This window comes from Streptomyces ziwulingensis (assembly GCF_039542605.1).
GTDB classification, from domain to species: Bacteria; Actinomycetota; Actinomycetes; order Streptomycetales; family Streptomycetaceae; genus Streptomyces; species Streptomyces ziwulingensis.
Genome location: NZ_BAABIG010000100.1, coordinates 12,348 through 37,516, shown reverse-complemented (window position 1 = coordinate 37,516; position 25,169 = coordinate 12,348). Strand labels below are relative to the sequence as shown.

The 25,169-nt window shown below is 75.6% G+C and carries 4 protein-coding genes; all 4 read right to left on the bottom strand.

Annotation, left to right across the window (positions count from 1 at the left end):
• Positions 1-10: 10 nt before the first annotated feature.
• The gene (locus ABEB00_RS34990; RefSeq protein ID WP_345624766.1) at positions 11-1,258 is read right to left on the bottom strand and encodes a hydroxymethylglutaryl-CoA synthase family protein; all 1,248 of its coding nucleotides are present in this window, start codon (positions 1,256-1,258) and stop codon (positions 11-13) included.
• Complete coding sequence (locus ABEB00_RS34985; RefSeq protein WP_345624765.1) at positions 1,255-22,992, bottom strand: SDR family NAD(P)-dependent oxidoreductase; 21,738 nt, start codon at positions 22,990-22,992, stop codon at positions 1,255-1,257. Before ABEB00_RS34985 ends, ABEB00_RS34990 begins: the two co-directional genes overlap by 4 nt.
• On the bottom strand, positions 22,989-24,617 hold the full coding sequence (locus ABEB00_RS34980; protein WP_345624764.1) for an AMP-binding protein: 1,629 nt from the start codon (positions 24,615-24,617) through the stop codon (positions 22,989-22,991). The genes ABEB00_RS34985 and ABEB00_RS34980 overlap by 4 nt, the downstream gene beginning before the upstream one ends.
• Positions 24,614-24,868, bottom strand: coding sequence for an acyl carrier protein (locus tag ABEB00_RS34975; RefSeq protein ID WP_345624763.1), 255 nt, complete (start codon positions 24,866-24,868; stop codon positions 24,614-24,616). Before ABEB00_RS34975 ends, ABEB00_RS34980 begins: the two co-directional genes overlap by 4 nt.
• Positions 24,869-25,169: the final 301 nt, after the last annotated feature.

Below are 25,169 nucleotides of genomic sequence, written 5' to 3'. Positions count from 1 at the left end.
CTCCGGTTCGTCAGATCCATGCGTACTGGCGGTGGTGCGCGCGGACCGAGGTCAGCGCGAGCAGTTCGGGGCGGTCCTCGGCCCGGCTCAGCAGGGCGTCGTAGCGGCCGGGGTCGACGTCGCGGTCGGCCACCGGGCGCAGGCAGGCGGTGTTCTCCGCGAGCAGCCCGGTGTACTCGGTGAAGTCGAGGTCGGCGCGGGCCCGCAGCCGGGGTCCGATGCGTGCCTCGGCGACGGCGGCGGCGGACTCCGGTCCGACGACGCCGCTGAAGAACTCCGAGGAGCATCCGGAACCGTACGAGAAGAGTCCCACCCGGGCGGGTCCGTCGAGCGGGGTGTGGTCCAGCGCGCTGGCCAGGGCCAGGTAGAGCGAGCCGGAGAACAGGTTGCCGGTCTGGCCGGGGTGGATCAGGGAGGGGGCGACCCGGCGTTCGAAGTCCTCGGTCACGGCGTCGGCGGGGCCGCGGTACAGCTCGCGCATGAGCCTGCGGTGGGCGGCCCTGACCATGCCGGAGAACGGGGTGTGCAGGGCGAGCAGGTCGAAGGTGGTCGCGAAGTCGGCGCCCTCGACGCGGGAGCGGTAGTCGGCGAAGCTGCGCGAGAAGCACTCCAGGTAGGCCATGAGCGACCGGTCGGCGTCGGCGATGTCGAGGTCGGGGTGCGGCCGGGCGGAGTCCATGGTCTCGAAGCTGTGCACGCCGAACGCGCCCAGGTCGGCGGTGAGGACGCGGGGGCGCTCGCCCACGAGGAGCGCCACGGCTCCGGTACCGGTGACCGGTTCGGCGTACTGGGCGCGCTCGTCGGCCAGGGACATGTCGGTGGCGACGATGAGCACCTTGGCGCCGGGTGAGAGGCCGGCGGCGAGGTAGCCGACGGCGAGTTGCAGCGCGGCGGTCGCCGCGTAGCAGGCCTGTTTCATCTCCAGCAGCCGGCAGCCCGGCGGAAGGCCGAGGTGTCCGTGCACGTAGGAGGCGATGGATTTGCTGTAGTCGATGCCGGACTCGCTGGTGGTGACGAGGAGTTCGATCCGGTCGCGGTCGGCGGGGGCGAGCCGGGCGAGGAGCGGACGGGCGGCGTTGACGGCGTGCGTGACGGGGTCCTCGAAGGGCAGGGCCACCGCGCGGCGGTCGGAGGCGACGTTGTCGAAGCGGCGCGGATCGAGGCCGCGCCCGTCGAACACCGCTCGGGCGCTGACGGCGGCACTGCCCGCGTACACGTCCAGGGCCTCGATGCCGTACCGGGCGTCGGCGCCGGTCACCGGGTCTCCCCGGTGGTGCCGGTCTCGGTGAGGAAGGCGGCCAGCGCGGCGGTCACCCCGTCGGGGTCGGTGACGGTGGGGAAGTGCCCGGCCAGCGGCAGTTCGTGGTAGCGGGCGTCGGGGATGGCGCCGTGCATCAGGTGCGAGGTCTTGCGCGGCACGACCGCGTCGACGCCGCCGGCCACGATCAGGGTGGGTACGGCGATGTCGCCGAGCCGTCCGAGCAGGTCGGGCTGCTGGGCGAAGACGTCCAGGTAGCGCAGCCCGATGTGGGGGGCCATGCTCTCGCAGCGCAGCAGCCGTGCCGTGTACTCGGCCCGCCGCCGCGCCACGTCCTCGGCGCCGGCCGCGACGATCCCGTCGAGATCCTCGGCGACCAGGTCCTCCAGCCGGTTCACCTCGCCCACGCGGTTGGCGTACCGGTACGAGCTGCACACCAGCGCCAGCGACGCGACGCGGCCGGGGTGGGCGAGGACGAAGCTCTGCGCGAGCAGCCCGCCGAAGGAGGTGCCCACCACGTGCACCTGTCCGGTCACGTCGAGCCGGTCCAGGACGTCGAGGTACAGGCCGGCGATGCCGGGCAGTGAGATGTCGTCCGCGTGGGTGGTGGCGCCGACGCCGGGGTGGTGGACGACGAGCACCCGGTGGCGGTCGGCCAGGCCGGCGACCTGGTCGGCGAAGACACCGCCGCCGAGGTTGAACGGCGGCAGCATGAGCACGGCCGGGCCACTGCCGCAGTCGAACACCTCCACCGCGCCGCCGGTCGTCGGCAGCAGGTGCCGCCGGACCTTCGGGGCGCGTTCCCTGAGCACCTCGTAGTTCTCGGAGACCGGGGCCGCGGGCGCGGGTCCGCTCTCGAACGCCTCGCGGATGTCGGCGGGCAGCGTGTTCGTGGGGTGGTAGGAGCGCAGGGCGGCGGGTCCGCGGGGTCCGGGCACCTCGGTGAGGTCCGGTACCGCCGCCGGGTCGTCGACGAGCGCCGCGATCCGGCCGGCGGCCCGCTCCAGCGTGGCGCGGTCCATGCCCAGCGGTACGGCGAGCCGGATCAGGTTCCGGCGCGGCGGCGCGGAACCGTCGGCGAGGGGGGCGAGGGGGACGCCGGGGGTGAGGTGGGGGCCGCCGCGTACGCCGGTGGCGGCGTAGAGGCCGGCCAGGAAGGAGGCGACGGGGTGGCGGAGCCTCGCGTCGGCGGTCGCCCTGTCGACGTCGAGGAGCACGCAGTGCGCCGAGGGGCCGGGCAGCAGCGGGACCCCGCCCAGTTCCAGGCGCTGCCGGAAGGCGGCCACGTTCGCCACCCGCTCGGTCACCAGCCTGGTCGCGGACCGCTGGTCGAGGAGGGCGGCGGACAGCAGCCGGCGCGCGGTCAGTCCCGGTTCCCGTCCGCGTTCCAGGGTCCGTTCCGTGAGCCGTTCGGCGAGCCGCTCGTCGCTGGTGGCGATCAGTCCGCCGCCGTCGACCGCGAAGTCCTTCGACAGGCTGAACGTCACCGCCTGGGCGAGGCCGAGCATCTCCCGGGCCACCTGCCACGGGTCCCGGCCCGGTTCGGTGCCGGCCACCAGCACCGCGTTGTCCAGCAGCCGGGTGGCGTCCAGCACGAGCGGCACGCCCCGCTCCCGGGTCCGCTCCGCGACGCCGCGCAGGTTGTGCGGGGAGAGCGGGGCGCCGCCGTGGGCGTTGGTGGCGGCCTCCACGAGGACGAAGGAGACGTCCCCGGCGTGCCGTTCCAGGGCGTTGTCCAGCGCCGCGAGATCGAGGTCCGCCGCGAAGGGGCCGCCGCCGACGGCGGGGAGGGCGGCCGAGGGGTCGAAGCCGTGCTCCGTCAGCGCGCCGAGCCAGGTCGGGAAGGCCGAGCCGTGCAGGACCCGGCCGCGCGGCCCCGGCCAGGCCCGGCACAGCCGTTCCTCCGCCGTGCGGCCCGACGCCGCGAAGAACCGGTGGGCGAACGGCAGCCAGGGCACGGCCGGCGGTTCCTCCCCCGTGATCCCGGCCGCGTCGGCCTGTTCGGCCAGGGCCCCTGCCCGCTCCCGTTGCCAGGGGTCGGCGCGGTCCGCCCACGAGTCCGTGACGAGGTCGAGTCCGACGTCCAGATGCGGCAGCCGGACGGGGTTGTGGCCGTGCGCGGCGAGCCGGGCCAGACGCGGGGCACGGTCAGGGGCGGGCGTGCGGGGTTCGGTGGTGGCGGAGGAGGCCCGGGGGGCGGTGGCGGCTGGCGCCCCCGCCCGGGGGGCGGTGGCGGCTGGCGCCCGGGGGGCGGTGTCGGTGGCGGATGCTCGGGGGGCGGTGGTGGCGGGCGTGGGCGCCACCGGGTCGGCGATCATCAGGATGACGTCGCTGACCTCGCTGGCGTCCTCTCCCACGGGCTGTATCAGGTACAGGGTCCGGTTCTCGGGCCGGAACTTGTTCTTGAACTGGTAGTTGCCGCCGCCGAAGACGCCGGCGTCGCGGAGTTCGGCCAGGGCGCGTTCGGCGGCCTCGGACGCGTTGGGCGAGGTGCCCGTCTCGCCGCCGAAGCTGGCGCCGAAGCTGAAGACCTCGCAGCCCTCCTCGCGCAGCCGCTCCAGGATCCGTACGAGCGCGCACTCCAGACCGCCGAGCGGCATCCGGTCCGGATAGAACTCGACATCGAGCAGGTAGCCGTTCTCGGACGGGATCCGGGTGATCACCACGGCGTTCACCAGTTCGCCGTCGAGACGTGTCAGGAAGAGCCGGTGGCGCGTGTCGAGCCGGCCGCCGGCCAGTTCCTCGCGCACCCGCCGGACGTACGGGTTGACCATCTGCTTGGTCGCCGCCCAGCCGTCCACGAGGGCGGCCAGCTCCGCGTCCACGGCCGGATCGTCGCCGCTGCGGTACTCGGCCGTACGGCAGTCACCGGCCTTCTCGAACCGCTTGACCATGTAGCGCAGCCGGCTCATCCGGCCGCCGGACAGCTTGAAGGAGCCCAGGTCCTCGATGCGCTGGAGCGCGCCGAAGGGGGTCGCGGTGACGGGGGCCCCGCCCAGCTCCTCCAGCCGGACCAGCGACAGGAGGTTGGGCTTCAGACCCTCGCGCCGGGCATGGCCGAAGTACTCGGCGGCCAGCTCGGCGAAGTGGTCCTGCGGGCCGGTGTAGTTCCACACGAGCATGGCCCCGGCCTGCTTCGACAGAGCGAAGAAACCCCGGCGTTCGGCGCCCACGAAGAGGTGCGGGGCGATGTCACGGCCGCCGAGCCCGCTCTCCTTTCCGTGCCGCCGCTCCAGCTCCGCGGTGACCGGGCCCAGTTCGAGGTCGGCGGCCGCCTCGGTGCGGGTGAGGATCCTGGCCCGGGTGGCGGGGCCGGGCGCGGGGGCGGGCACGGGCGCGGGGGCGCGTTCCCCGGCGGCCGGGGGCCGTACGCGCGCGACGGTCGCCTCGCCGTGCGTCCCGCAGAGGGTGTCGGTGAGCGCGTCCAGGGTGGGCCGCTCGAACAGGAGGGCCTTGGGCAGGGCACCGAGGCCGGTCTCCAGGGCGCTGACGCCCCGGAGCATGTCGAAGGAGGTGAAGCCGTTGTCCTCGAAGGTGACCGCCGGATCGAGGGGCCGGCCGAGGACCTGTTCCAGGAGGCGGCGCAGGGCGGCACGGGCCCCGTCCCGGTCCGCCGCCGGCCCGTCCGCGTCCGGTGCCTTGCCCTCCGGGGCGGGCGGGGGGATCTCTTCTGACGGGACCTCGCCTGACGGGATCTCGCCTGGCGGGATCTCGCGTGACGGGATCTCGCCTGGCGCCGGTCGGGGTGCGGTGGCCCCGGCCGCCGCTTCTACGTGGTCCGCGAGTGCGGCGACGGTGTCGTGCTCGTACAGGTCGGCGCCCTGGAGGTCGAGGCCGTACAGGTCGTTCAGAGCGCGGGCCACGTCCATACGGAAGATGGAGTCCAGGCCGAGGTCGGCGAAGGGCGTGTCGTCGGCGGGATCGGTGGCGGACAGGCCGAGGACGTCGGCGACGAGACCCCGTACGGTGGCGCGGACCTCCGTCGGGGGCGGCTGCGGGGCAGCGGCTTCCTTGTCCGGTTCGCGTTCACGGGAACCGGACGGTTCGGCGGCGGGTTCGGCAGGTGTGGATGGTGTGGATGGTGTGGGACGGGTGGGCGGCTCGGTCGACCGGGGCGGCCTGGGCGGCGCGGGCGTGTCGAGCGGGGTCAGCCGGACGCGGGCGCGGGGGGTGGGTGCCTGATCGGGGTGCGACACGGGGGACTCCGTCTTCGCTGGCCGGGGAGCGGTCGGGGCGGTGAACCAGTGGCGGCGCGGCTGGAACTCGGCCCTGGGCAGCGGGTGGGCGCGGGCGGCTGGCCGGTGCGTGCCGTCGGGCGGGGTCCATGCCTCCAGGACGACGTGGGCGTTGGTGCCGCCGAACCCGAACGAGCTGACCCCCGCCCGCCAGGACAGCCGTCCGTGCTCGTCCTTCGCGCCCTCCCACGGGGTGGTCGTGGTGCCGATACGGAACGGGGTGCCGTCCAGCCGGAGGTAGGGGTTCGTCTCCCGCAGGTGCAGATGTGCGGGCAGGGTGCGGTGCCGCATGGCCAGCACCACCTTGAGCAGTCCGGCGATACCGGCCGCCGCCTCCAGGTGGCCGATGTTGGTCTTCACCGAGCCGAGGGTGAGGTGCGGCTCGGTGGGCACCGGTTCACCGGTGTCGCCGTACAGGCGGGCGAAGGCGTCCTTGAGGCCCTCGGCCTCGATCGGGTCGCCGAGCCGGGTGCCGGTGCCGTGGGTCTCGATGTAGGTGACGGTGGCCGGGGAGACGCCGGCGGCCCGGTGGGCGCGGGCCACCACCTCGGCCTGGGCGCGCGGGTTGGGTGCGGTCAGCGAGGGCGACCGGCCGCAGTGGTTGACAGCGCTGCCCCGGACCACGGCGAGGATGCGGTCACCGTCGGCCACCGCCCGCTCCAGCGGCTTCAGCAGGACCGCGCCGACCCCCTCGCCGCGGACGTACCCGTCGGCGTCCTTGTCGAAGGTGCGGCAGCGTCCGGCCGGGCTGAGCATGCCGGACCGGTCGAACACCCGGAACAGACCCGGGCTCAGCGCCAGGCTGACGCCGCCCGCGATCGCCTCGTCGCACTCGCCGTCGGCCACCGCACCGACCGCGCGGTGCAGGGCCACCAGGGAGCTGGAACAGGCGGTGTCGACGGTCTCGCTGGGGCCGCGCAGGTCGAGCAGGTGGGAGACGCGGTTGGCGACCAGGGAGCGGGCGACCCCGGTGGCCATGTGGGCCTCGGTGTCCGCGCCGGACCTGGTGAGCAGTTCACCGTAGTCCGAGGTGGCCATGCCCACGAACACGCCGGTGGCGGTGCCCGCACGGTCCTCCGGCCGGTGTCCGGCGTCCTCGAAGGCGCGCCAGACGGTCTCCAGGAAGAGCCGGTGCTGCGGGTCCATCAGCCGGGCCTCGGCCGGGGAGATCCGGAAGAACGCCGCGTCGAAGTCGGCCACGTCCGTGAGGAACCCGCCGCGCAGGCCCGCCGTGGCGGGGTCCGCGAGCAGGTCGGCCCGGTCCGCGGGCACGGGCACGATCAGATCGTCACCGGCGCTCAGGTGCTGCCAGAAGGCGTCCAGGTCCGGCGATCCCGGAAGCCGCCCCGCCATGCCGATCAGGGCCACCTCCCGACGACCACGGCGGGCGGGGGCAAGGGCGGGGGCGGGGGCGGACCGCGATGCCGGTGCCCGCTCCGGCGTCGGCACCGGCGTCGGCACCGGGTCGGCGGTGTTCTCCGCCTCCTCAGGTGTCTCGGGCACCGGCACCGGCACCGGCGCGGGCGCTGCCGTCGGCGGCAGGTGTACGGCACCTGTCTCCGCCGGATGTTCCCGGCTCAGGTGGGCGGCCACGTCCGCCAGCGTGGGGTGCTCGAACGGGACCGTCGGCAGGAGTTCGAGTCCGTAGTGGTCGTTGACGCGGACGATCAGCTCGCTCAGCGAGATGGAGTCGAAGCCGAGGTCCATCAGCTCGGCGGCGGTGTCCACCTCGTCCGGGTCGACCATCAGGAACTCCGCGGTGAAGACGCGCAGTTGTTGCCGTATCGCCTCGGTCAGGGCGGCGGTGCCGGGGTGCCGCGCACCGGTCGTGGTGTCCGTGGGTGTCTCCTCTCGCGGTGCGGCGGGGGCCGGGGGCACGGTCCGTTCCATCGGCAGCCACCGGGTGTCGGCGCCGGTCAGGGCGGCGCGGAAGACCGCGAGGCCGGTCTCGGTGCGCAGCGGTGCCATCGACCAGAGCTGGGCGAAGAGCCGGCGGGTGACGTCGTCGACGTCCATGCCGCCCTCCTCCCACAGGGGCCATCCGATCGCCACGGTGTGCCCTTCGCGCTCACCGCGTCGGCGCAGCCGCTCCCGGCCCTCGGCGAAGTCCAACTGGAAGGCGTTGGCGTAGGCGTAGTCGGTCTGCCCCAGGTTGCCCGTCTCCCCCACCAGGGAGGCGCACAGGACGTAGAAGTCGAGCTTCTCGTCGCGCGTCGCGTGGTCCAGCAGCACGGTGCCGGTCATCTTGGGGCCGAGCACCTCGGCCGCCTCCTCGGCGGTCTTGAGCACGGCGCGGGCGTCCCGGTGCACACCGGCGGCGTGCACGATGCCGTCGAGCGTGCCGTAGCGGGTGCGGATGTCGGCGATCAGCGCGGTGACGTCCGCCGGTGAGGCGAGGTCGGTCCGCCGGTACCAGACGGTGCTGCCGCCGCGCCACAGTTCCGCCGTGCGCCGTTCGATCTCCTCGTCGAGCGGCGAGCGCCCGGCGAGCACCAGGTTGACGGGTTCGGTGTCGGCGAGGAATCCGCCGAGGATCCGGCCGAGCGCCCCCGCGCCGCCGGTGACGAGATAGGTGCCGCCGGCCCGCACCGGCAGCGGCGCGTCCGGTGTCCCGGCCGGCGTGGGCCGCTCGGACAGCCGGCGAAGGTGGCGCCGGCCGTCGCGGTCGTGGACGAGTGCGGTGACACCGTCGCCGCAGCGCTCCAGTTCGTCGGCGACCACGGTCGCGATCCGGTCGGCCGCGGCGCCGTCGCCCGCCGCGTCCGCGTAGTCCTCGAAGCCGACGGTGACCGCGGTGCAGCCGCTGTGCTCCAGGGCGAGCGACTTGAGCAGGGCGCCGGTCGCGGAGAATTGCGGTTGCCGCCGGGCGGGCCCGTGGGCCACGGCCGTACGCAGGTTCACCCGCCGCTCGCGGGCGAGCAGGGCCGCCGCCGTCCACAGCAGCGGGAGCGGGCCGGTGGCGAGGTCGTCGGCGAGCGTGTCCGGTCCGGGCGGTCCGGCGGCCGGCGGGCAGGCCAGGACGAGGGCGTCGGGCAGCTCGTCGCGGCCGGCGAGCCCGTCCACGTACCGGCGCAAGGCCTCGGGAGTGACCGGCCCGGTGCCGCCGGTGTGGTTGTCCGTGTCCGTGCCCTCGGTGTCCTCGGCGTTGTCGGCGTTGTCGGTCCCCGGCCCGCCCGGGCCCGCCCGGTGGCAGGCGACGCCCCTGCGGGCGAACTCCTCGGCCAGGGCGCGGCGCACCGGTGAGTCCGGCCCGAGCAGCAGGACCCGGCGCGGGGGAACGGCCGTCACGGACGTGTCCAGCGGGCGCGGCTCCAGGGTCGGGGTGAGGCGGCGCAGGGTGCCGGAGTCGTCGCGCGGAGCGGGGGGCGGCGTGTCGGGGCCTGCCATGGCCGGGTCCGTCACCCCCGTGTCCAGCCAGTGCCGCGACCGGTCGAAGGGATACGTCGGATACGGCACCCGGCACACCGGGCGCCCCTCCCACAGCACGGCCCAGTCCACCTCGTCACCGCTCGCCCAGCCTCCGCCGAGCCGGGCCAGCGCGGTCGCCGGGTCGCTGCCGCGGGCGTCGAGCAGCAGGGCGGAGCCGGGGCCGTGGCGCCTGCCGCCCTGACCGCGGGCGGCCCTGCCGAGGACGAGGCCGGGTAGCTCGGCGCGGCCGGTGTCGGCGTAGGAGCGGAGCAGGACCGCGAGCCGGTCGGTGCCCTCGCAGACCACCGCCAGCCGTTCCGGGAAGTGCCGGCGTCCGGTCTGGCTGGTCCGGGCGAGCGAGGCGAGGGCGGTCGCGGCGCCGTCCGGGGTGGCGAGGTGGTCGGCGACGCGGCGGGCGTAGACCCGCAGCCGGTCGGCGGACCGCGCCGACAGCAGGAAGACCTGCGGTCCGGAAGTCTGCCGAGGGGGCCGCGAAGCGGTCCCGTCCGCCTCGCCGTACCCCTCGGACCTCTGGGGCTCCCGGTACTCCTCCAGGATCAGATGGGTGTTGGCGCCGCCCGCTCCGAACGAGCTGACGCCGGCCCGCCGGGAGCCGCCGTCGGGCGGGGCGGGCCAGTCGGTCGCCGTCAGGACCGGTTCCAACGCCGCCGTCTCGAAGTCGATCCTGGGGTTGAGCCGGTCCAGGTTGACGCAGGGCGCCCAGCGGCGGTGGCGCAACTGGAGGAGCAGCTTGGTCAGCCCGGCGATGCCGGCCGCGCCTTCGAGGTGCCCGATGTTGGACTTCACGGAGCCCACCGCGCAGGGGTTCGGCCGGCTCGTTCCGCCCAGCGCCTTGCCGAGCGCGGCGATCTCGATCGGGTCGCCGAGTGCGGTGCCGGTGCCGTGGCACTCGACGTACGACACGGTCTCGGGCGGCACCTGGGAACGGTCCAGGACGCGGCGGACCAGGTCGGCCTGCGCGTTGGGGTTGGGCACGGTGTATCCGCCGGTCTTGCCGCCGGCGTTCATGGCACCGCCCTTGATCACCGCCCAGATCCGGTCCCCGTCGGCGACGGCGCGTGCGAGCGGTTTGAGCAGGACGGCGCCGACGCCCTCGCCGGGCACGAACCCGTCCGCGTTCTCGTCGAACACCTTGCACCTGCCGTCGGCGGAGAGCATGTTGAGGGCGCTGAGCGACACATGGTGGGCCGGGTGCAGGATCAGGCTGACGCCACCGGCCACGGCGGTACGGCACTCGCCGCGCCGCAGGCTCTCGCAGGCCAGGTGGACGGCGGTGAGGGAGGACGAGCAGGCGCTGTCCACCGAGATGCTGGGGCCCTGGAAGTCGAAGAAGTACGAGACCCGGTTGGCGACGGACCAGTGCGCCGAGTGCGCGCCGGACAGACGGCCCTGCGGCCAGCCGGTGGCCGCGAGCTGTCCGTAGGTGCCGTACATGACGCCGACGAAGACACCGGTGTCCGGCTCGTGGGTGTCCGGGCCGAGGTGGCCGTTCTCCTCCAGCAGGTTCCAGGCGGTCTCCAGGAACAGGCGTTCCTGCGGGTCGATGTGGGCGGCGTCGCGGCCCAGGATGCCGAAGAACGCGGGGTCGAACCGGTCGATGCCGTCCAGGAAGGCCCCCCAGCGGCTGTACGTGCGCTGGGGTGTGCCGCGTCGGGCGTCGAACGTCGGCCGCCAGTCCCAGCGTTCGGCCGGCACCTCGGTGAACGAGGAGGTTCCCGAGGCGAGGTTGCGCCAGAAGGTGTCGAGGTCGGGCGCGCCCGGGTAGCGTCCGCTGACCCCGATCACGGCGATGTCGCGGGACGCGATCGGTGCCGGCGGCGGCAGGGGCAGCGGTGCGGGGTCCGGTCGCGGGACCACCACGTCCGGCGCCGGTACTCCGGCGCCCGGGACGTCGGGGNGGTCCGGGACCTCAGGCTCCGGGACCTCAGGCTCCGGGACCTCAGGCTCCGGGACCTCGGGGTCCGGGACCTCAGGCTCCGAGACACCCGTGCCTGCGGGCCCGGAGCCGAGCAGTGCGGCGACCGCCGGCCCGTGTTCGTCGGCGAAGTAGTCCGCGAGGCGCGCGATCGTCAGCCGCTCGAAGAGGAGCGTCGCGGGCAGTTCCCCGAAGTCCTCCTCGAAGCGGTTGATGATGCGCAGGCTGACCAGGGAGTCGACGCCGTAGTTCTCGAAGGTGACCTCGTCCGCGAGCGCGTCGGGGTCGAACTTCAGCACCTCGGCGAAGACCTCGCGCACATACCCGCGCACCCGCGTGCCGTCGGGCACGGCGGCCGTCGCGACCGGCCCGGGAATCGTTCCGGGAATCGGTCCGGGGATCGGTCCGGCCACGAAGACACACTGGTCCAGGCGCTCGACGGGGGTGCCCGGCACGCCCAGCGTCCGCACCGGTCCGAAACCGCTCGCGGTGAGCGCCCGGTGCCACTGGTCCGGACCCAGCAGAGGCGCGTGCGGGAGCCTGCGCTCCGCGTCCTGGAACGCCCACCAGCCCGGCGTCAGTCCGAAGGTGAGGGTGAGGAAGTCGGCGGCCCGGGTGACCTCGTTGACCAGCAGGCTGCCGCCGGGTGCCACCAGTTCGCGCACATGTGCCAGGGTCCGCCCGATGTCGGCGGTGGCGTGCAGCACGTTGGTGGCGAGGACCAGGTCGTACCCGTGCGGGGTGAAGTCCTGCGCTGCGGGCGGGCGTTCGATGTCGAGGGTGCGGAAGGACAGGTAGGGGCGGCCGGGCCCGAACTCGCGTTCGCCGTGCGCGAGGAAGGCGGGTGAGACGTCCGTATAGGTGTACGAGAGCGGCGGGACGTCGCCCGAGCCGTGCGGGGCGTCGTCGCGGGCGTCGCGGAGGGCTTCGTCGAGGGCGTCCAGGACGAACGCCGTGCCCGCGCCCGTGCCCGCGCCGATCTCCAGGATCCGCAGCGGACCCGCGGTACCGTCGGCCGGCCGGTGGCGGCCGAGGGCGGCCACGGTCTGCGCCGCCATGAGCCGGTGGTGGTGGTCGGACAGCGGCTGTCCCCGGTACACGGACTCGACCAGCTCCACGGACCCGCCCGGGAAGAGCACGTCCGTGGGCGGGCGGGTGCCGTCGAGCACCTCGGGCAGGGCGTCCACACAGCGCCGCAGCAGGGTGACGTGCGGGCGCATGGCCGGGTGGCGGGCGACCAGCTCCGCCGGGGAGCGGTCCTGGTGCCCGGGCCTGCGCAGCAGAGCCGCCACGGCCCGCAGGAGCCGCGCACCGGCGCTCGTCTCGGGGTGCCGTCCGGTCCACCGTGCCAGGGCGGCGTCGGCAGCACCGTCGGTGCCGGGGAGCCGTGCGCGCAGCAGGGTCGCGGCGACCCGCTCCAGCTCGGCGAACGCGGCGCGGGACCGCTCCGGGGAGTCGGCGTGGTCGTCCGGTGCGGCGCCGAGGAGGGCGAGTCCGCTCCGGGTGCCCTTCACGACGACCGCCTGGGCGAGACCGGCGGCGAGCACGCCGGTGAGCGCCGCCATGCCCTCGGCGGGCTCCAGTGACCCGATGCCCAGCTCGGCGAACCGTTCGACGCGCCGCTCCTGCGCGACCGCGCCGACGCTGCCCCAGAAGCCCCAGTTGACCACCGAGGCGGGGAAGGACCGCTCGCGCAGGTGTCCGGCGAAGGCGTCCTCGAAGGTGCTGGCCGCCGCGTAGTTGGCCTGCCCCGGTGCGTCGGCGAAGGAGGTCGCCGAGGAGAAGCAGACCAGGAAGCCGGGCGGCTCGTCCGCCAGCGCGGCGGCCAGCGCCACCAGGCCGCCCGTCTTCGCCGCCAGCACGTCCAGGAAGGTCTCCTCGTCCATGGCGGCGAGCGTGCGGTCACGCAGTACCAGCGCGCTGTGGAAGACACCGTCGACGCGGCCCGCCCAGTCGCGTGCCCGGGCGACGATCCGCCGGGCGTCGGCCGGGTCGGCGATGTCGCCGCGCACGTACACGGCCTGCCCGCCCAGCGCGTCGAGTGCGGCGAGCCGGGCCCGTACGGTGTCGTCCTGCGGACGGCGGCCGACCAGCATCAGACGTGCCTGGTGGGTACGGGCCAGGTGGCGGCAGAGTGCCGTGCCGATGCCTCCCGTGCCGCCGATCACGACATACGCGCCGCCACTGCGGAACGCGTCGTTCCCGGCGGCCGTCCGCCCGGCCCGCACCGGTGCCAGCCGCCGCACCAGCCGGCGGTCGCCGCGCAGCACCACGAGGGGTTCCGTGCAGGGCTCGGCGCGCAGCAGCGCCGCGGCGCCGGCCGGTGCGGACGGCGGCGGGGGCAGGTCGACGCAGCCCGCGCGCCACTTGGGATACTCGGCCGCGGCCGACCGGGTCAGGCCGATCAGACCGGCGCTGTGCGGCTGTGCGGGCCCCTGTTCGTCGTCGGCGACCGCACCGCACAGGGCCACCTTCAGGGTGAGGTGCCGGCTGCCGGCTCCCCGGGCGAGCAGCGTCTTCAACGACCGGAACAGTCCCAGCGTGGCCGCGTCCGGTCCTCGTACGGGGACGGGTTCGGCGGGGTCGTGCAGGGCGAGCCAGTAGACCGTGTCGGGCAGGCCGTCGGGCACCTCGAAGGGCGCGGTGTCGCCGGCGGCCGGCAGGGCGACGGTCGTCACCGTTTCCCCGGCGCCCGTCAGTGCCTCGGCGAGGGGCCGCGCGGCGGGCGTGTGGAACACCCAGGTCGTCCGCCCGTGCGGGGGCGTCGCCCGGTCCAGGGGGCCGGCCTCCTCCAGCCGCGGGACGAGGACCTCGGTCCTGGGTCGTTCGGGCGTCCGGTCACGCTTGTCGTCCGGTACCGGCAGCGGCAGCGGCCGTAGCGCCACCCCCACGAAGGTCGCGTGCACGCGGCCCTCGGGGTCGGTCACCCGGACCGTGAACGTGGCGCCGTCCCGGGTGGCGTGGGCGTGGCCCCGCCTCGGCAGCGGGGTCCGCACCACCTCCAGCGCCCGCAGCGCGAAGGGGACGAGCGGGTCACCGCCGGTGTCGGGGGCCAGCACGGTGAGCGTCTGCAGGGCGGCGTCCAGGACGGCCGGATCGAGCGGCCAGGACGACTCCTCCCCCGCCGCGGTGTCCGGGGCGTTCAGCACTCCGAGCGCCTCGTCGGGTCCGGCCCACACCCCGTCCAGCGCCCGGTAGGCGGGCCCGTAGGCGAGTCCTCCGGCGGCGAAGGCGGCGTACAGCTCCTCCCCCGGGTGCCAGCGGGGACAGCGGTCGCGCACCTCCTCCACGGGGAGCGGGCGTGGCGTTCCGGCGTCACCGGTGAGGGGGCCCACACGGCCCCGGGTGCAGGGCACCCGCTGCCCGTCGCCGGTCGTCAGCGTGAAGCTCAGTGCGAAGCCCGGTGCGTCCGCCGGGTCTTGCTCCGTCGTGATCCGGAGGTCCCGGGCGGCGGTCACCTCGACCGGGCGCAGCCACTGCACCTGCGAGACGCGGACCGCCCCGGTGATCCCGTGCCGGGCGGCGGCGCGCACGGCGAGCGACAGGCCGGCGACGCCCGGCAGCACGGCGTGGCCGGCCAGCCGGTGGTCGGCCACGACGGGATCGCGGGGGTCGACGGGCTGGGTGAGCGCACCGGCGTCCGCCGGCGGCCCGGCTGTCCCGGCGTCCTGGGGGCGCGGGGGTGTGCCGGGGTCCGGTCGGGCGCCGGACACCCAGTGGCGGTCGCGGGCGAAGGGGTAAGGGGGCAGCGGCACCCGGCGGGCGCTGCCGGGCGGGTGCAGGGCCGCCCAGTCGACACTGCCGCCGTGCGCGTAGGTCTCGGCGAGGCGCCGCAGGTCCGGCTCGCCGGTTGCCGCCGGGTGCACGTACGGCGCCTCGCGGCGGGCGGCGGCGGCGCGCAGCGCGCGGAGGAGTTCGGCGCGGTCGCGTACGACGAACGCGGCGCGCAGCGGGAAGTGGGTGCGGCCGACGCCCAGGGTGAGGGCGACGTCGGCGAGGGCGGGCGCCGGCGCGTCGCCGGTGTCGAGGGCGTCGGCGAGCCGGGTGAGGGCGCGCGTGAGGGCGTCCTGGTCGCGTGCCGAGACCGGGATCAGATGGGCCCGGCCGGTATCGGCGGGGTCCCACTCGCGGGGTGGCGCCTCGGCGACGACGGCGTGCGCGTTGGTGCCGCTGAACCCGAAGCTGCTGAGAGTGGCGATCCGGGTGCCTCCGGGATTGGGGTGCCAGGTGGTGGTGCGGGTGGGCACGCGGAAGGGGCCCCGGGAGAGGTCGATCTCGGGGTTGGCCCGGGTGAAGTGCGGGGTGGGCGGGATCCGGCGGTGCCGCAGCGCCAGCAGGATCTTCAGCAGTCCCGCGATGCCGGCGGCCATGGTGGTGTGGCCGATGTTCGCCTTCACCGAACCGAGGGCGGTCGGCTCGTCGGGGACGGTGCCGTCGCCGCGGAACGCGTCCCGCAGCGCCTTCACCTCGATCGGGTCGCCGAGCGGGGTGCCGGTGCCGTGTGCCTCGACCAGACCGATGTCCGCCCCCGTGACGCCGGCCGCGCGGTGTACGCGGCGCAGCAGTTCGCTCTGGGCGGCGGCGCTGGGCGCGGTCATGCCGTTGGTCCGGCCGTCGCCGTTGACGCCGGTGGCCTTGAGGACGCCGTGGATGTGGTCGCCGTCCGCCAGCGCCTGTGCCAGCGGCTTCAGTACGACCACGCCGACGCCCTCGCCGAGCACGATGCCGTCGGCGCGCGCGTCGAAGGGGGCGCTGGTGCCGGTCGGGGACAGCATTCCGGCGTTGCTGCAGCGGATGTGCAGGCGCGGGGTGAGCATCAGGGCGACACCGCCCGCCAGAGCCGTACGGCACTCGCCGCGGCGCAGGCTCTCGCAGGCCAGGTGGACGGCGGTGAGGGAGGAGGAGCAGGCGGTGTCGACGGCCAGGGTGGGGCCGGTCAGGTCGAGGAAGTAGGAGAGGCGCGCGGCCAGCACCGACGGCGAGGAGCCGAGGAAGGCATGTCCGGTGCCGGCCTGTCCGGCCGCCGCCAGGAGGTCCTCGTAGTCGCCGGCGCCGCAGCCCACGAAGACCCCGCAGTCGCGGGTGCCGCGCCGGGGCGGCCGGTCGGTGGCGCCCGCGCCGTACCCCGCGTCCTCCAGCGCCTTCCACGCCTCCTGGAGGAAGAGGCGCTGCTGCGGGTCCATGGCCTCCGCCTCCAGCGGGGAGAGCCGGAAGAACCCCGCGTCGAACATGTCCACCCCGTGGAGCAGGGCGGCCCACCTGCTGTCGGTGCGGTCGGCGGCGGACCGGTCCGGGTCGTACCAGCGGTCCGCGTCCCAGCGTTCCGGCGGCACCTCGGCGATCTCGCTGCGCCCGGCCTGAAGGTTCTCCCAGAAGGCGTCGAGGTCGTCGGCGCCGGGGAAGCGGCCGGACATGCCGATCACCGCGATGTCGGCGGCGGCGACGTCCGCTCCGCCCGGCGGGCCGGCCGGTTCGGGGTCGGGGCCCTGCTCCTCTTCACCGGGTACGTCCTTGGCCGCGGCCCGGGTACGGCGCGGTACCGGGCGCAGGGCCACCAGGCCGACCGGGGTGGTGGACGCGGCGGGGCCGGTCTCCGGGGCGGGTGCCGGGGCGCGGGGCGGTGCCGGCCTGCTCGGCGGGGCGGGCGGCCGGGTGGGTTCCGGCGCGGGGGCCGCGGAGGTGCTGGTGTGCGGGCTGCCGGCGGTGGCCGCGGTCCGCGCGTCATGGGCCGCGGTGTCCTGGGAAGTGGTTGCCCCGGGGACGACCTCCCGGGGTGCGGTCTCCTGCGGGGCGGTGTCCCGGGAAGTGGTCTCTCGGGAGGCGGTCGCGGCCGGTGTCTCCGGGGCACGGGCCGCTCGGTGGAGGGCCGCGCTCCGGTGGCGGGCGGTCAGGAGGGCGGCGGTCATCGCGGGCACGGTCGGATGGTCGTAGACCGCGACGGCCTCCAGACCGGCGTCGTGCCGTTCGTTGAGGTCGCGGACGACCTCGACGGCGCCGATCGAGTCCAGGCCCATCTCGGCGAAGGTCCGCTCGTCGTCGATCTCCTCCGGGCGCAGGTAGAGGACCTCGGCCAAGGAGGTGACGACGTCCGCCCGCACCTGGGCCTCGGAGGGCCCGGCCTCGATCCCCTTCAACGGCGCCTGGTCGGGGCGAGGTTCGGGCTCCGGTTCCGAATCCGCCGTCGGGGTCGCGGTCGCGGTGGTCGCGCTCCCCCGGAACGCCTCCACCCGGGCGAAGTGGTCCCTGACCCGGTCGCGGGCCTCGGTGCCGAGCACCTCCTCGTGCATCCGGACCTCGCGCCCGACCACCTCGTCCAGCCGGGCCAGTACCCGCCCGGCCAGCTCCTGCTTGAGGCGGCGTACGGCGCCCTCGGGGCGGGTCGCGAGCGCGCGGGCACGGTCCAGCGCGGCCGGGAGCACCTCGCCGCGCGGCAGGACGGTCACCATGGCGCCGTGGCGGTGGAGTGCGGCGCCGGTCAGGGGCCTGCCCGTGAGCATCATCTCGTCGGCGAGGGCCGAGCCGAAGCGGCGTTCCAGGACGTAGGTCGCCCCCATGCCGGGGGTGAAGCCGTAGGCGACGAAGTTGGCGCTGTAGACGCTCTCCTCGGCGAGCAGCACCACGTCGGCGTAGAGCCCGAAGGCCAGGCCGCCGCCGGAGGCGTGCCCGTCGATCGCGGCGACCACGGGCAGCGGGCAGCGCAGCAGCCCCTCGTACACGAAGGACTGGCTGGTGAAGCGTCCGTCGCCGCCGGCCAGTGACTCCAGGGCCTCGGGGGTGCCGCCCATGCTGAACACGCCGTCGGAGCCGGTGATCACCACGGCTTTGACGTCCGGGCGCGTGGTGAGCGTGTCGAAGGATTCCCGCAGGTCGCGCAGCAACCGCTCGGTGAACATGGGCGAGTTCATGCGGATCAGGCCGATCCCGCCGTCGAGGACGGTGAGTTCGGCGCCGTCGTCCCGGGCGGGAGCGGGAGGAGGGGTTTCGGTGGTGGCGATGGCGGCGGCCACGGTGGTGACGTCGGGGGTGTGCTCCGCCGGAGGCGCGAGGGTCAGCGGCGTGGGCTCGGGTCCGGGACCCGTGGCCGTCATCGTCGCGGTCGCGGTCGCGGTCGCCGTCGCCGTCGCCGTCCAGCCGCCGGGCCAGCAGCGCTCCTCGCGGAAGGGGTAGCCGGGCAGGGGGACGCGGCGGGGGCGCGGGCCGTCGCCCCCGTCCGGCCCGGGACCACCGGGGTCGTCGGTCTCCCCCGCGACCCAGCGGCGCGCCCGGTCCTCCAGGGTCTGCCCGGTCCGCGTCGCCGCGCGGGCGGGCGGGCCGTAGGCCGGCGCCGTTCCCCGGTGTTCACGGGGCCCGGGTTCGGCGGCCTTCACCAGGCGCTCCAGGGCGGCGCGCAGGTCCGGCAGGCCGTCGGCGACGACCGCGAACCGGACCGGCATCGCGGTGCGGCCCACGCGGAGCGTGTGGGCGAGGTCGTCGAGCCTCGGCAAACCCGGTTCGTCGGTGCGGGCCGCCGCGGCCAGGCCGGCCCAGGTCTCGGCGGCCTCGTCCAGCGTGGTGCCGCAGTGCACGGCCGCCGCGAAACGCTCGGCGGAGGGCGTGTCCCCGGGCCCGCAGTGCGCGGCCAGGTCGTCTGCCAGGGCCAGCAGCGCCGCGGGGTCCAGGCCGAGGTCCTCGAAGGTCTCACCGCCGCCGAGCGACGCCTCGGGGACCGCGAGGCGCCGGGCGACGAGGGACCGTACCGGCGCGGGCTCGGCCGGAACGGCCCGCTCGGGCCCTCCGGCGTCCGGGGTGAGCAGGGCGAGCAGGGCGGACGCCCGCTCGCGCAGTGCCTCGTCGTCCTTGGCGGACAGCACGAACAGCTCGGGCCCGCGGTGTGCGGGCCGGGCCGGGGGCCGCGGGGCCTCCTCCAGGACCAGATGGGCGTTGGAGCCGCCCGCGCCGAAGGCGCTGATCCCGGCCAGGCGCCGGCCACCGGACGGGCGCGGCCAGGGCGCGGCGGTGCGCTGCACGGCCAGTCGGCCGTCCCCGAAGTCGAGGTGCGGGTTGAGCGTGCCGGCGTGCAGCGAGGGGGCCAGGGCGGCGTGCCGGAACTGCAGGAGCACCTTGGTGAGTCCGGCGATGCCGGCCGCGCTCTCCAGATGGCCGATGTTGGTCTTCACCGACCCGATGGCGACGTGCTCCGGCCCGGGGGTGAAGGACTCCAGCGCCGTGCGCAGGCCCTCCAGTTCGATGGGGTCGCCGAGGGAGGTGCCGGTGCCGTGGGCCTCGACGTAGCCGAGGGCGCGCACGTCGGCGCCGGAGTCGCGGACCGCGTCGGCGACGAGCGCGGCCTGCGCGGCCGGGCTGGGCACGGTGAACCCGCTGGTACGGCCGCTGTGGTTGAGGCGGGCGGAGCGGATGACGGCGTGGATGTGGTCGCCGTCGGCGAGGGCCCGGTCCAGGGGCTTGAGCAGTACCGCCCCGACGCCCTCACCGGGCACGTAACCGGTGCCGCCCGCGCCGAAGGCACGGCATCTGCCGTCCTTCGACAGCCAGCGGCCGCGGGCGAGCTGGAGGTACTTCTGCGGGTGCGGCATGACGTTGACGCCGCCGGCGAGGGCGAGGGTGCTCTCGCCCCGGCGCAGGCTCTCCACCGCGAGCTGTACCGCCGTCAGGGACGAGGAGCACGCGGTGTCGACGGCGATGCTGGGGCCGCGCAGGTCGAAGGTGTAGGAGACGCGGTTGGCCACGGAGGAGTGGAGGGCCACCGGGGCGGTGGGGTCGTCGGGGTCGGTCACGAACTGGAAGTGGTTCCACATGACGCCGGCGAAGACACCGACCCGCTCGGCGGCGAGGGACGGCGGCGGGTAGCCGGCGTTCTCCAGGGTCTGCCAGGCCGTGGTCAGGAAGAGCCGCTCCTGGGGGTCGATGCGTTCGGCCTCACGGCGGGAAATGCCGAAGAACAGGGGGTCGAAGCGGTCCATACCGGCGAGGAAGCCGCCCCAGCGGCCGTAGGTGCGGCCGGGCCGGCCGGGCTCGGGGTCGAACAGGGCGTCGTGGTCCCAGCGGTCGGACGGCACCTCGGTGACGCAGTCCCGGCCGGCCGCCAGGTTGGCCCAGAAGGCGTCCAGGTCGACGGCCCCCGGGTAGCGTCCGGCGACACCGACGACGGCGACGGGTTCGGGTGTGGTACCAGCGCTCCGGCCGGAGCCGGGGGCGTCGGCGGGCGCGTCGTGGTGTGCCGCGGTGGGCGCCAGGTGCGTCGCGGTGGCCACGCGGTGCGTCGCGGTCGGGTCCGTCGCGGGGGTGAACAGTCCGGTGGTGAGCGGTCCGGTCGCGCTCCCCTCGGTGTGGACGGCCACCAGCCGGGCCGGGGTGCCCGCCCCGGCCAGGCAGCGGTCCAGCAGATCCAGCGCGGCCCCGGTGGGCAGGGGCCGCATCCCGGAATCGGCGGAGCGGGCGAGTGCGGCGGCGTCGGCGCGCATGCCGCCCTCGGCCCAGTAGGGCCAGGCGAGGGACAGGGTGCGTCCGGTGCGGGCGGGGTCGGCCGCCCGGTGGGCGGCGAAGGCGTCGAGGAAGGCGTTGGCGTAGCCGTAGGCGCACTGGCCGGTCTGGGGCAGCGCCGCGGAGAGCGAGGAGAACAGCACGAACAGGGCGGGGTCGCTGTCGGCGGTGGCCCGGTCGAGGTGCACGGTGCCGGCCAGTTTCGGGGCGAGTACGGCGCGGGTCTCGGCCGGGTCCCGGCGGAAGTGCAGGGCGTCGTCGGTGCGGCCGGCGCAGTGCAGGACGGCGTCGATACGGCCCCACAGTGCGCGGCAGCGGGCCGCGGCGGCCTCGGCGTCCTCGCGGCGGGAGACGTCGGCCTGAACATAGTGGGCCTCGCCGCCCTGTGCGGCGCAGCGGTCGAGCAGGGCGGTGACCGCCGCGTCGGGCGGGCGGGTCCCGCACAGCAGCAGGCGGGCGCCGCGGGTGGCGGCCAGGTGTGCGGCGAGGAGCGAGCCGATGCCGCCCGCACCGCCGGTGACCAGGCAGACCGCGCCCCGGGGCAGGGCCGGGGTGTCCGGGCCGTCGAGGCGGTGGGGGGCCAGGCGGCGCACGTGGCGTTCGCCGTCCCGGTGCCTGCTCTCGCTGTCCGGGCCGGCGTCGGCCGCCTCCGCCAGCAGGATACCGGCGAGGTTGTCGGCGTCCGGCGCGCCGACGACGAGTGTGCTGCGGCAGCGCAGGGACGGGTTCTCGGCGGTGATACCGCGCGCCAGGGCGCCGACCGCGGCGTGCTGCGGGGCGGCGTCCTCGTGGTCCGGGTGGTCCGCGCGGTACAGGAAGCGGAGGTCGCGGGTGGCGTCGGCGGGCCGGCCGGCCAGCGCCGCGGCGAGCGCCCAGACGATGTCGTAGCCGTCGGTGGTGTCGGCCGAGGGGCCGGGCACGGGGGCGGGGCAGACCGCCAGGACCGCCGGGGCGGTGCCGTCGGCGGCGAGTTCGTCCAGCAGCCGGGCGAAGCCGGCGCGGCTGCCGGTGGGCATGCGCCAGGTGTCGGGTCCGGTCCGCTCGTGGGCGAAGCCCGGAATCACGTGCACCACGCGCCGTCCGGGGGCGGCGCGGTGACGCAGCGCGTCGGGCAGCGCGGGGTCGGTGGTGACGACGAGCAGATCGCCGGGCGGCCCGGGGGCCGGGGCCGCGGCGAGGGGGACCCAGTGCGGACGGTGGAGATCGAGGCGGGTGGCGGACGACAGGGGTGTCGCCGGAGGTGTCGCCCGAGGTGCCGCCTGAGGTCCGGCCGGGGGTGTGGCGGGAGGGAGCGCCGCAGGCTCCGGCGCGACCGGGGTACGGACCGAAGACTCCGGCGCGACCGGGGTACGGACCGAAGACTCCGGTGCGACCGAGGTAGGGCCGTCGGCCGCCGGCGGGGCGGGCGCTGCCGCCGGGTCCGCGGCGGTCAGGTGCGCCGAAGGCTCCGGCGTCCCGGGCGTCCGGCTGCCGGCCGGCAGCGTGAGGGTGTGCCGTCCGGCCAGGTGGCGGGCGACGGAGGCGACGTCCGGGTGCTCGAAGAGCAACGTCGGGTAGAGGCGGCCGTCGACGGCCTGCTCCAGTTCCGCGCTGAGCGAGAGCAGCGCGACCGAGTCGAGGCCGAGTTCGTAGAAGCCCCGGCGGGGGTCCACGGTGTCGGGAGCGCGGCCCAGCAGGCCGCCGATCAGGGTGCGCAGGTGGGTGACGAGCCGCTGCTCGGTGTCGTCGTCCGGCGTGGCGTCGGGGGCGGGACCGGGGCGGGTGGCAGGGGGCGTGCGGCCTGGCTCGGCCGGCTCGGACGGGGTGTCCAGCAGGCGGGTGATGAGCCCGGCGTGCCGTACCCGCTTGCAGCTCAGCTTGGTGAACCGGGCGACGAAGCGGCCCTGTTCGTCGTAGAGCAGGCAATCGTTGTGCATCACGTCGCCGGAGGGGGCGACGGTCTCGGGGGCGGGCACGTGCACCCAGCAGGGGCCGGCCACCGGGCGCGGGGCGCGGAACTCGGCGATGTGGACCGGGATGAACGGGTCGGGTCCGGGCGGCGGCCGGTGGCCGAAGGTGACGAGGGTGGCGGCGTCGAGTTTCGCCGGGTGCAGGTGGAAGGCGCTCTCCTGGTCCCGGGAGCCGGCGTCCAGTTCGAGGCGGGCCAGCAGGCCGCCGGTGTCCAGGTGGTGGACGCTGCCGAAGCCCTTCATGGGCGGCCCGTGCTCGATGCCCTCCTCCCGCGCCTGCCGGTACAGCTCGTCCATGTCCCGGGTCCGTTCGGCGCGGGTGCGCAGGGCGCGGGGGTCGATCGGCGGCGGCGGGGGTTCGTCGGTGAACTCCAGGCGGGCCGAGAAGTGCGGCCGCCACCGGACGCTGTCGGGCGCCGCCATCGGGTCCGTGCCCGGTGCGAGGACCGCGCCGGCCGCCTCCACGGCGCGGGCGCCGGTGGCGTCGGGGGCGCCGAGGGTGACCCGGACGGCGAGGTCGCGTCCGGGGGCGGTGGCGAGGGGCTCCGCGAAGAGCACGTCGCGCAGCACCGCCCGCCCGGTGTCCAGCTCCCGCGCGCGCAGGATCCGGTACACGATGTCGAGGAAGGTCGCGCCGGGCATCACGGACACCTGGTGGATGCGGTGGTTCCGCATGATGAAGTCGTCGTGCGGCAGCGAGAGGTGACACTCGATCGGGTCGTTCACGGTGTGGCTTCCCCCTCGTGTCCGAGCCGGCGGGCGGCGTCCTCGCGCAGGCCGCTCCGGTCCGTCTTCCCATGGGCGTTCAGTGGCGCGTCGGGCAGCCACCACAGGTGGCGGGGCAACATGTACGGCGGCAGGCGGTCGGCGAGCCGTTCGGTGAGGCGCCCGGTGTCGGGCTCCGGGGCGCCCAGCAGGTAGGCGACGAGGCGGGTGCCGCCGGGCGCGTCGAGGGCGAACGCGACGGCGTCGCTGCCCGCGGTGTCGCGCAGGGCGGCCTCCACCTCGCCGACCTCCACGCGATAGCCGTTGATCTTCACCTGGGCGTCCTCGCGGCCGAGGTGGACCCAGCCGTGCGGGGTGGCACGCACCTGGTCCCCGGTGCGGTACCAGCGCCGGCCGCCGTGGTGCAGGAAGCGGCCCGTGTCCTGCGCCGGGTCGAGGTAGCCGCGGAACATCTGGGGCCCGGTCATGACGAGTTCGCCGGTGCCGTCGGCGGGCGAGCCGTCCGGGGCGAGGAGCATCGCCGCCATGCCGGGGTTCGGATCACCGATGGGTACGGTGCCGCCGTACCGCGGATCGGACAGGTCCTGGTCCGGGTGCCAGCGGAACGCGGTGCAGGCGATGGTCAGTTCGGTGGGGCCGTAGATGTTGTCGAGGACGCCGTCGGGCGCGGCGCGCCGCCAGTAGCGCGCGGTGTCCAGGAGGAGGGGTTCGCCGGCGAACACCGACTGGCGCAGACCGGCCAGGGCGCCGGGCGGGAGCCGGTCGGCGCGTTGCAGGCCGCGCGCGAGGCTGGGGGTGCTGTGCCAGACGGTCAGCCCGTACCGGCGGACCCAGCGCGCCGGGTCCAGGGCCTGCAGCCGGGACAGCACGCACACGCAGGCGCCGCCGGCCCAGGCCGGGAAGATGTCGCACATCGCCAGGTCGAAGGTGGTCTCGTGGACCTGGCTGAACCGGTCCCCGGGGCCCGCGGCGTAGCGGGGACGCGAGGCGGCGAGGAACGCCGACACGTTGCGGTGGCTCACCGGGACGCCTTTCGGGGCGCCGGTCGAGCCGGAGGTGAAAAGGATGTAGGCGAGGTCGTCGGGTGTCCCGGTGGGCGGGCGCCGGGCGGTGCCGCCGCCGGCCCCGGACAGGTCCGCCGCGGTCAGGACCCGGGCCCCGCCGACCGCGCTGGGCAGCTTCGCGGGCAGCGCCGAGCGGTCCGTGCGCGGCGCCAGTACGGCGTGGACGGGCGCGGACCGGAGGAGCCGCGCCACCTGTCCGGCGGCGTCCGGGGCGGCGATCACCGCGCCGCAGCGCGCGGCCCGCAGCACGGCGGCGTTGCGGGCCACCGGGTTCTCCGGGTTCAGCGGTACGGCGGGGGCGCCGGCGTAGAGGGCGGCGAGGAGGCCGAGGTACGCCTCGGGGGTCTTGGAGGCGAGCACCGCGACGGGCGCGCCGGTGCCGCCGGCGGTGCCGATCGCGGCGGCCCAGGTGCGGGCGAGCGCGTCGGCCTCCGTGTAGGTCCAGGCGCGGTCGAGGATGCGCAGGGCGGGGCCGTCGGGGTTGCGGGCGAGGCCGTCGGCGAACCACTCGTGCAGCATCCTGGCGCCGCCCGGGCGGGTGCCCGGCTCGCCGGCCGTCACCGGTCGGCCAGACAGCCGCTGATCACGTGCCACAGGTCGGCCGGGGTGGCGAAGCTGGCGGGGACGAGGGCCCCGTCGGGGAACTCGATGCCGTAGGCCTCCTCTAGGCGGGTGGAGAGGCCGACCATGCCGAGGGAGTCCAGGCCGTGCGCGGGCAACGGGACGTCGGCGCGCAGCGGAGCGGTCGGGGGGTAGTCGGTGAGTGCGGCCCTGACCAGCTTCTCGTAGGTCTCGTCCCAGTTCGTCGCCACGGTGCGCCTCGTCCTTCTCGTCGTCGCCTGGGTGGTGCCGGTGTGCCGGGTGAGCCGGGTCGTCGGAGCACGCGCGCGGGCCGCTTCCGGGAAAACGTCGGGGAACTTCGGGGAACTTCGGGAAAGGGGCGCGCGGGCCCGGTCGAGATAATTCCGGCGCGGGGATGCTAACGAGGGAATTTCCGCCGCCGCAAGGGCTTCCGGATACTTTTTCGGCGTGCGCACTATTGAGCAGAATTCCGCCTGGTAAAGGGCGGATCCTCTGGGGTCTTCATTGTGTTCGAGGCCCCCGGTGAGCACG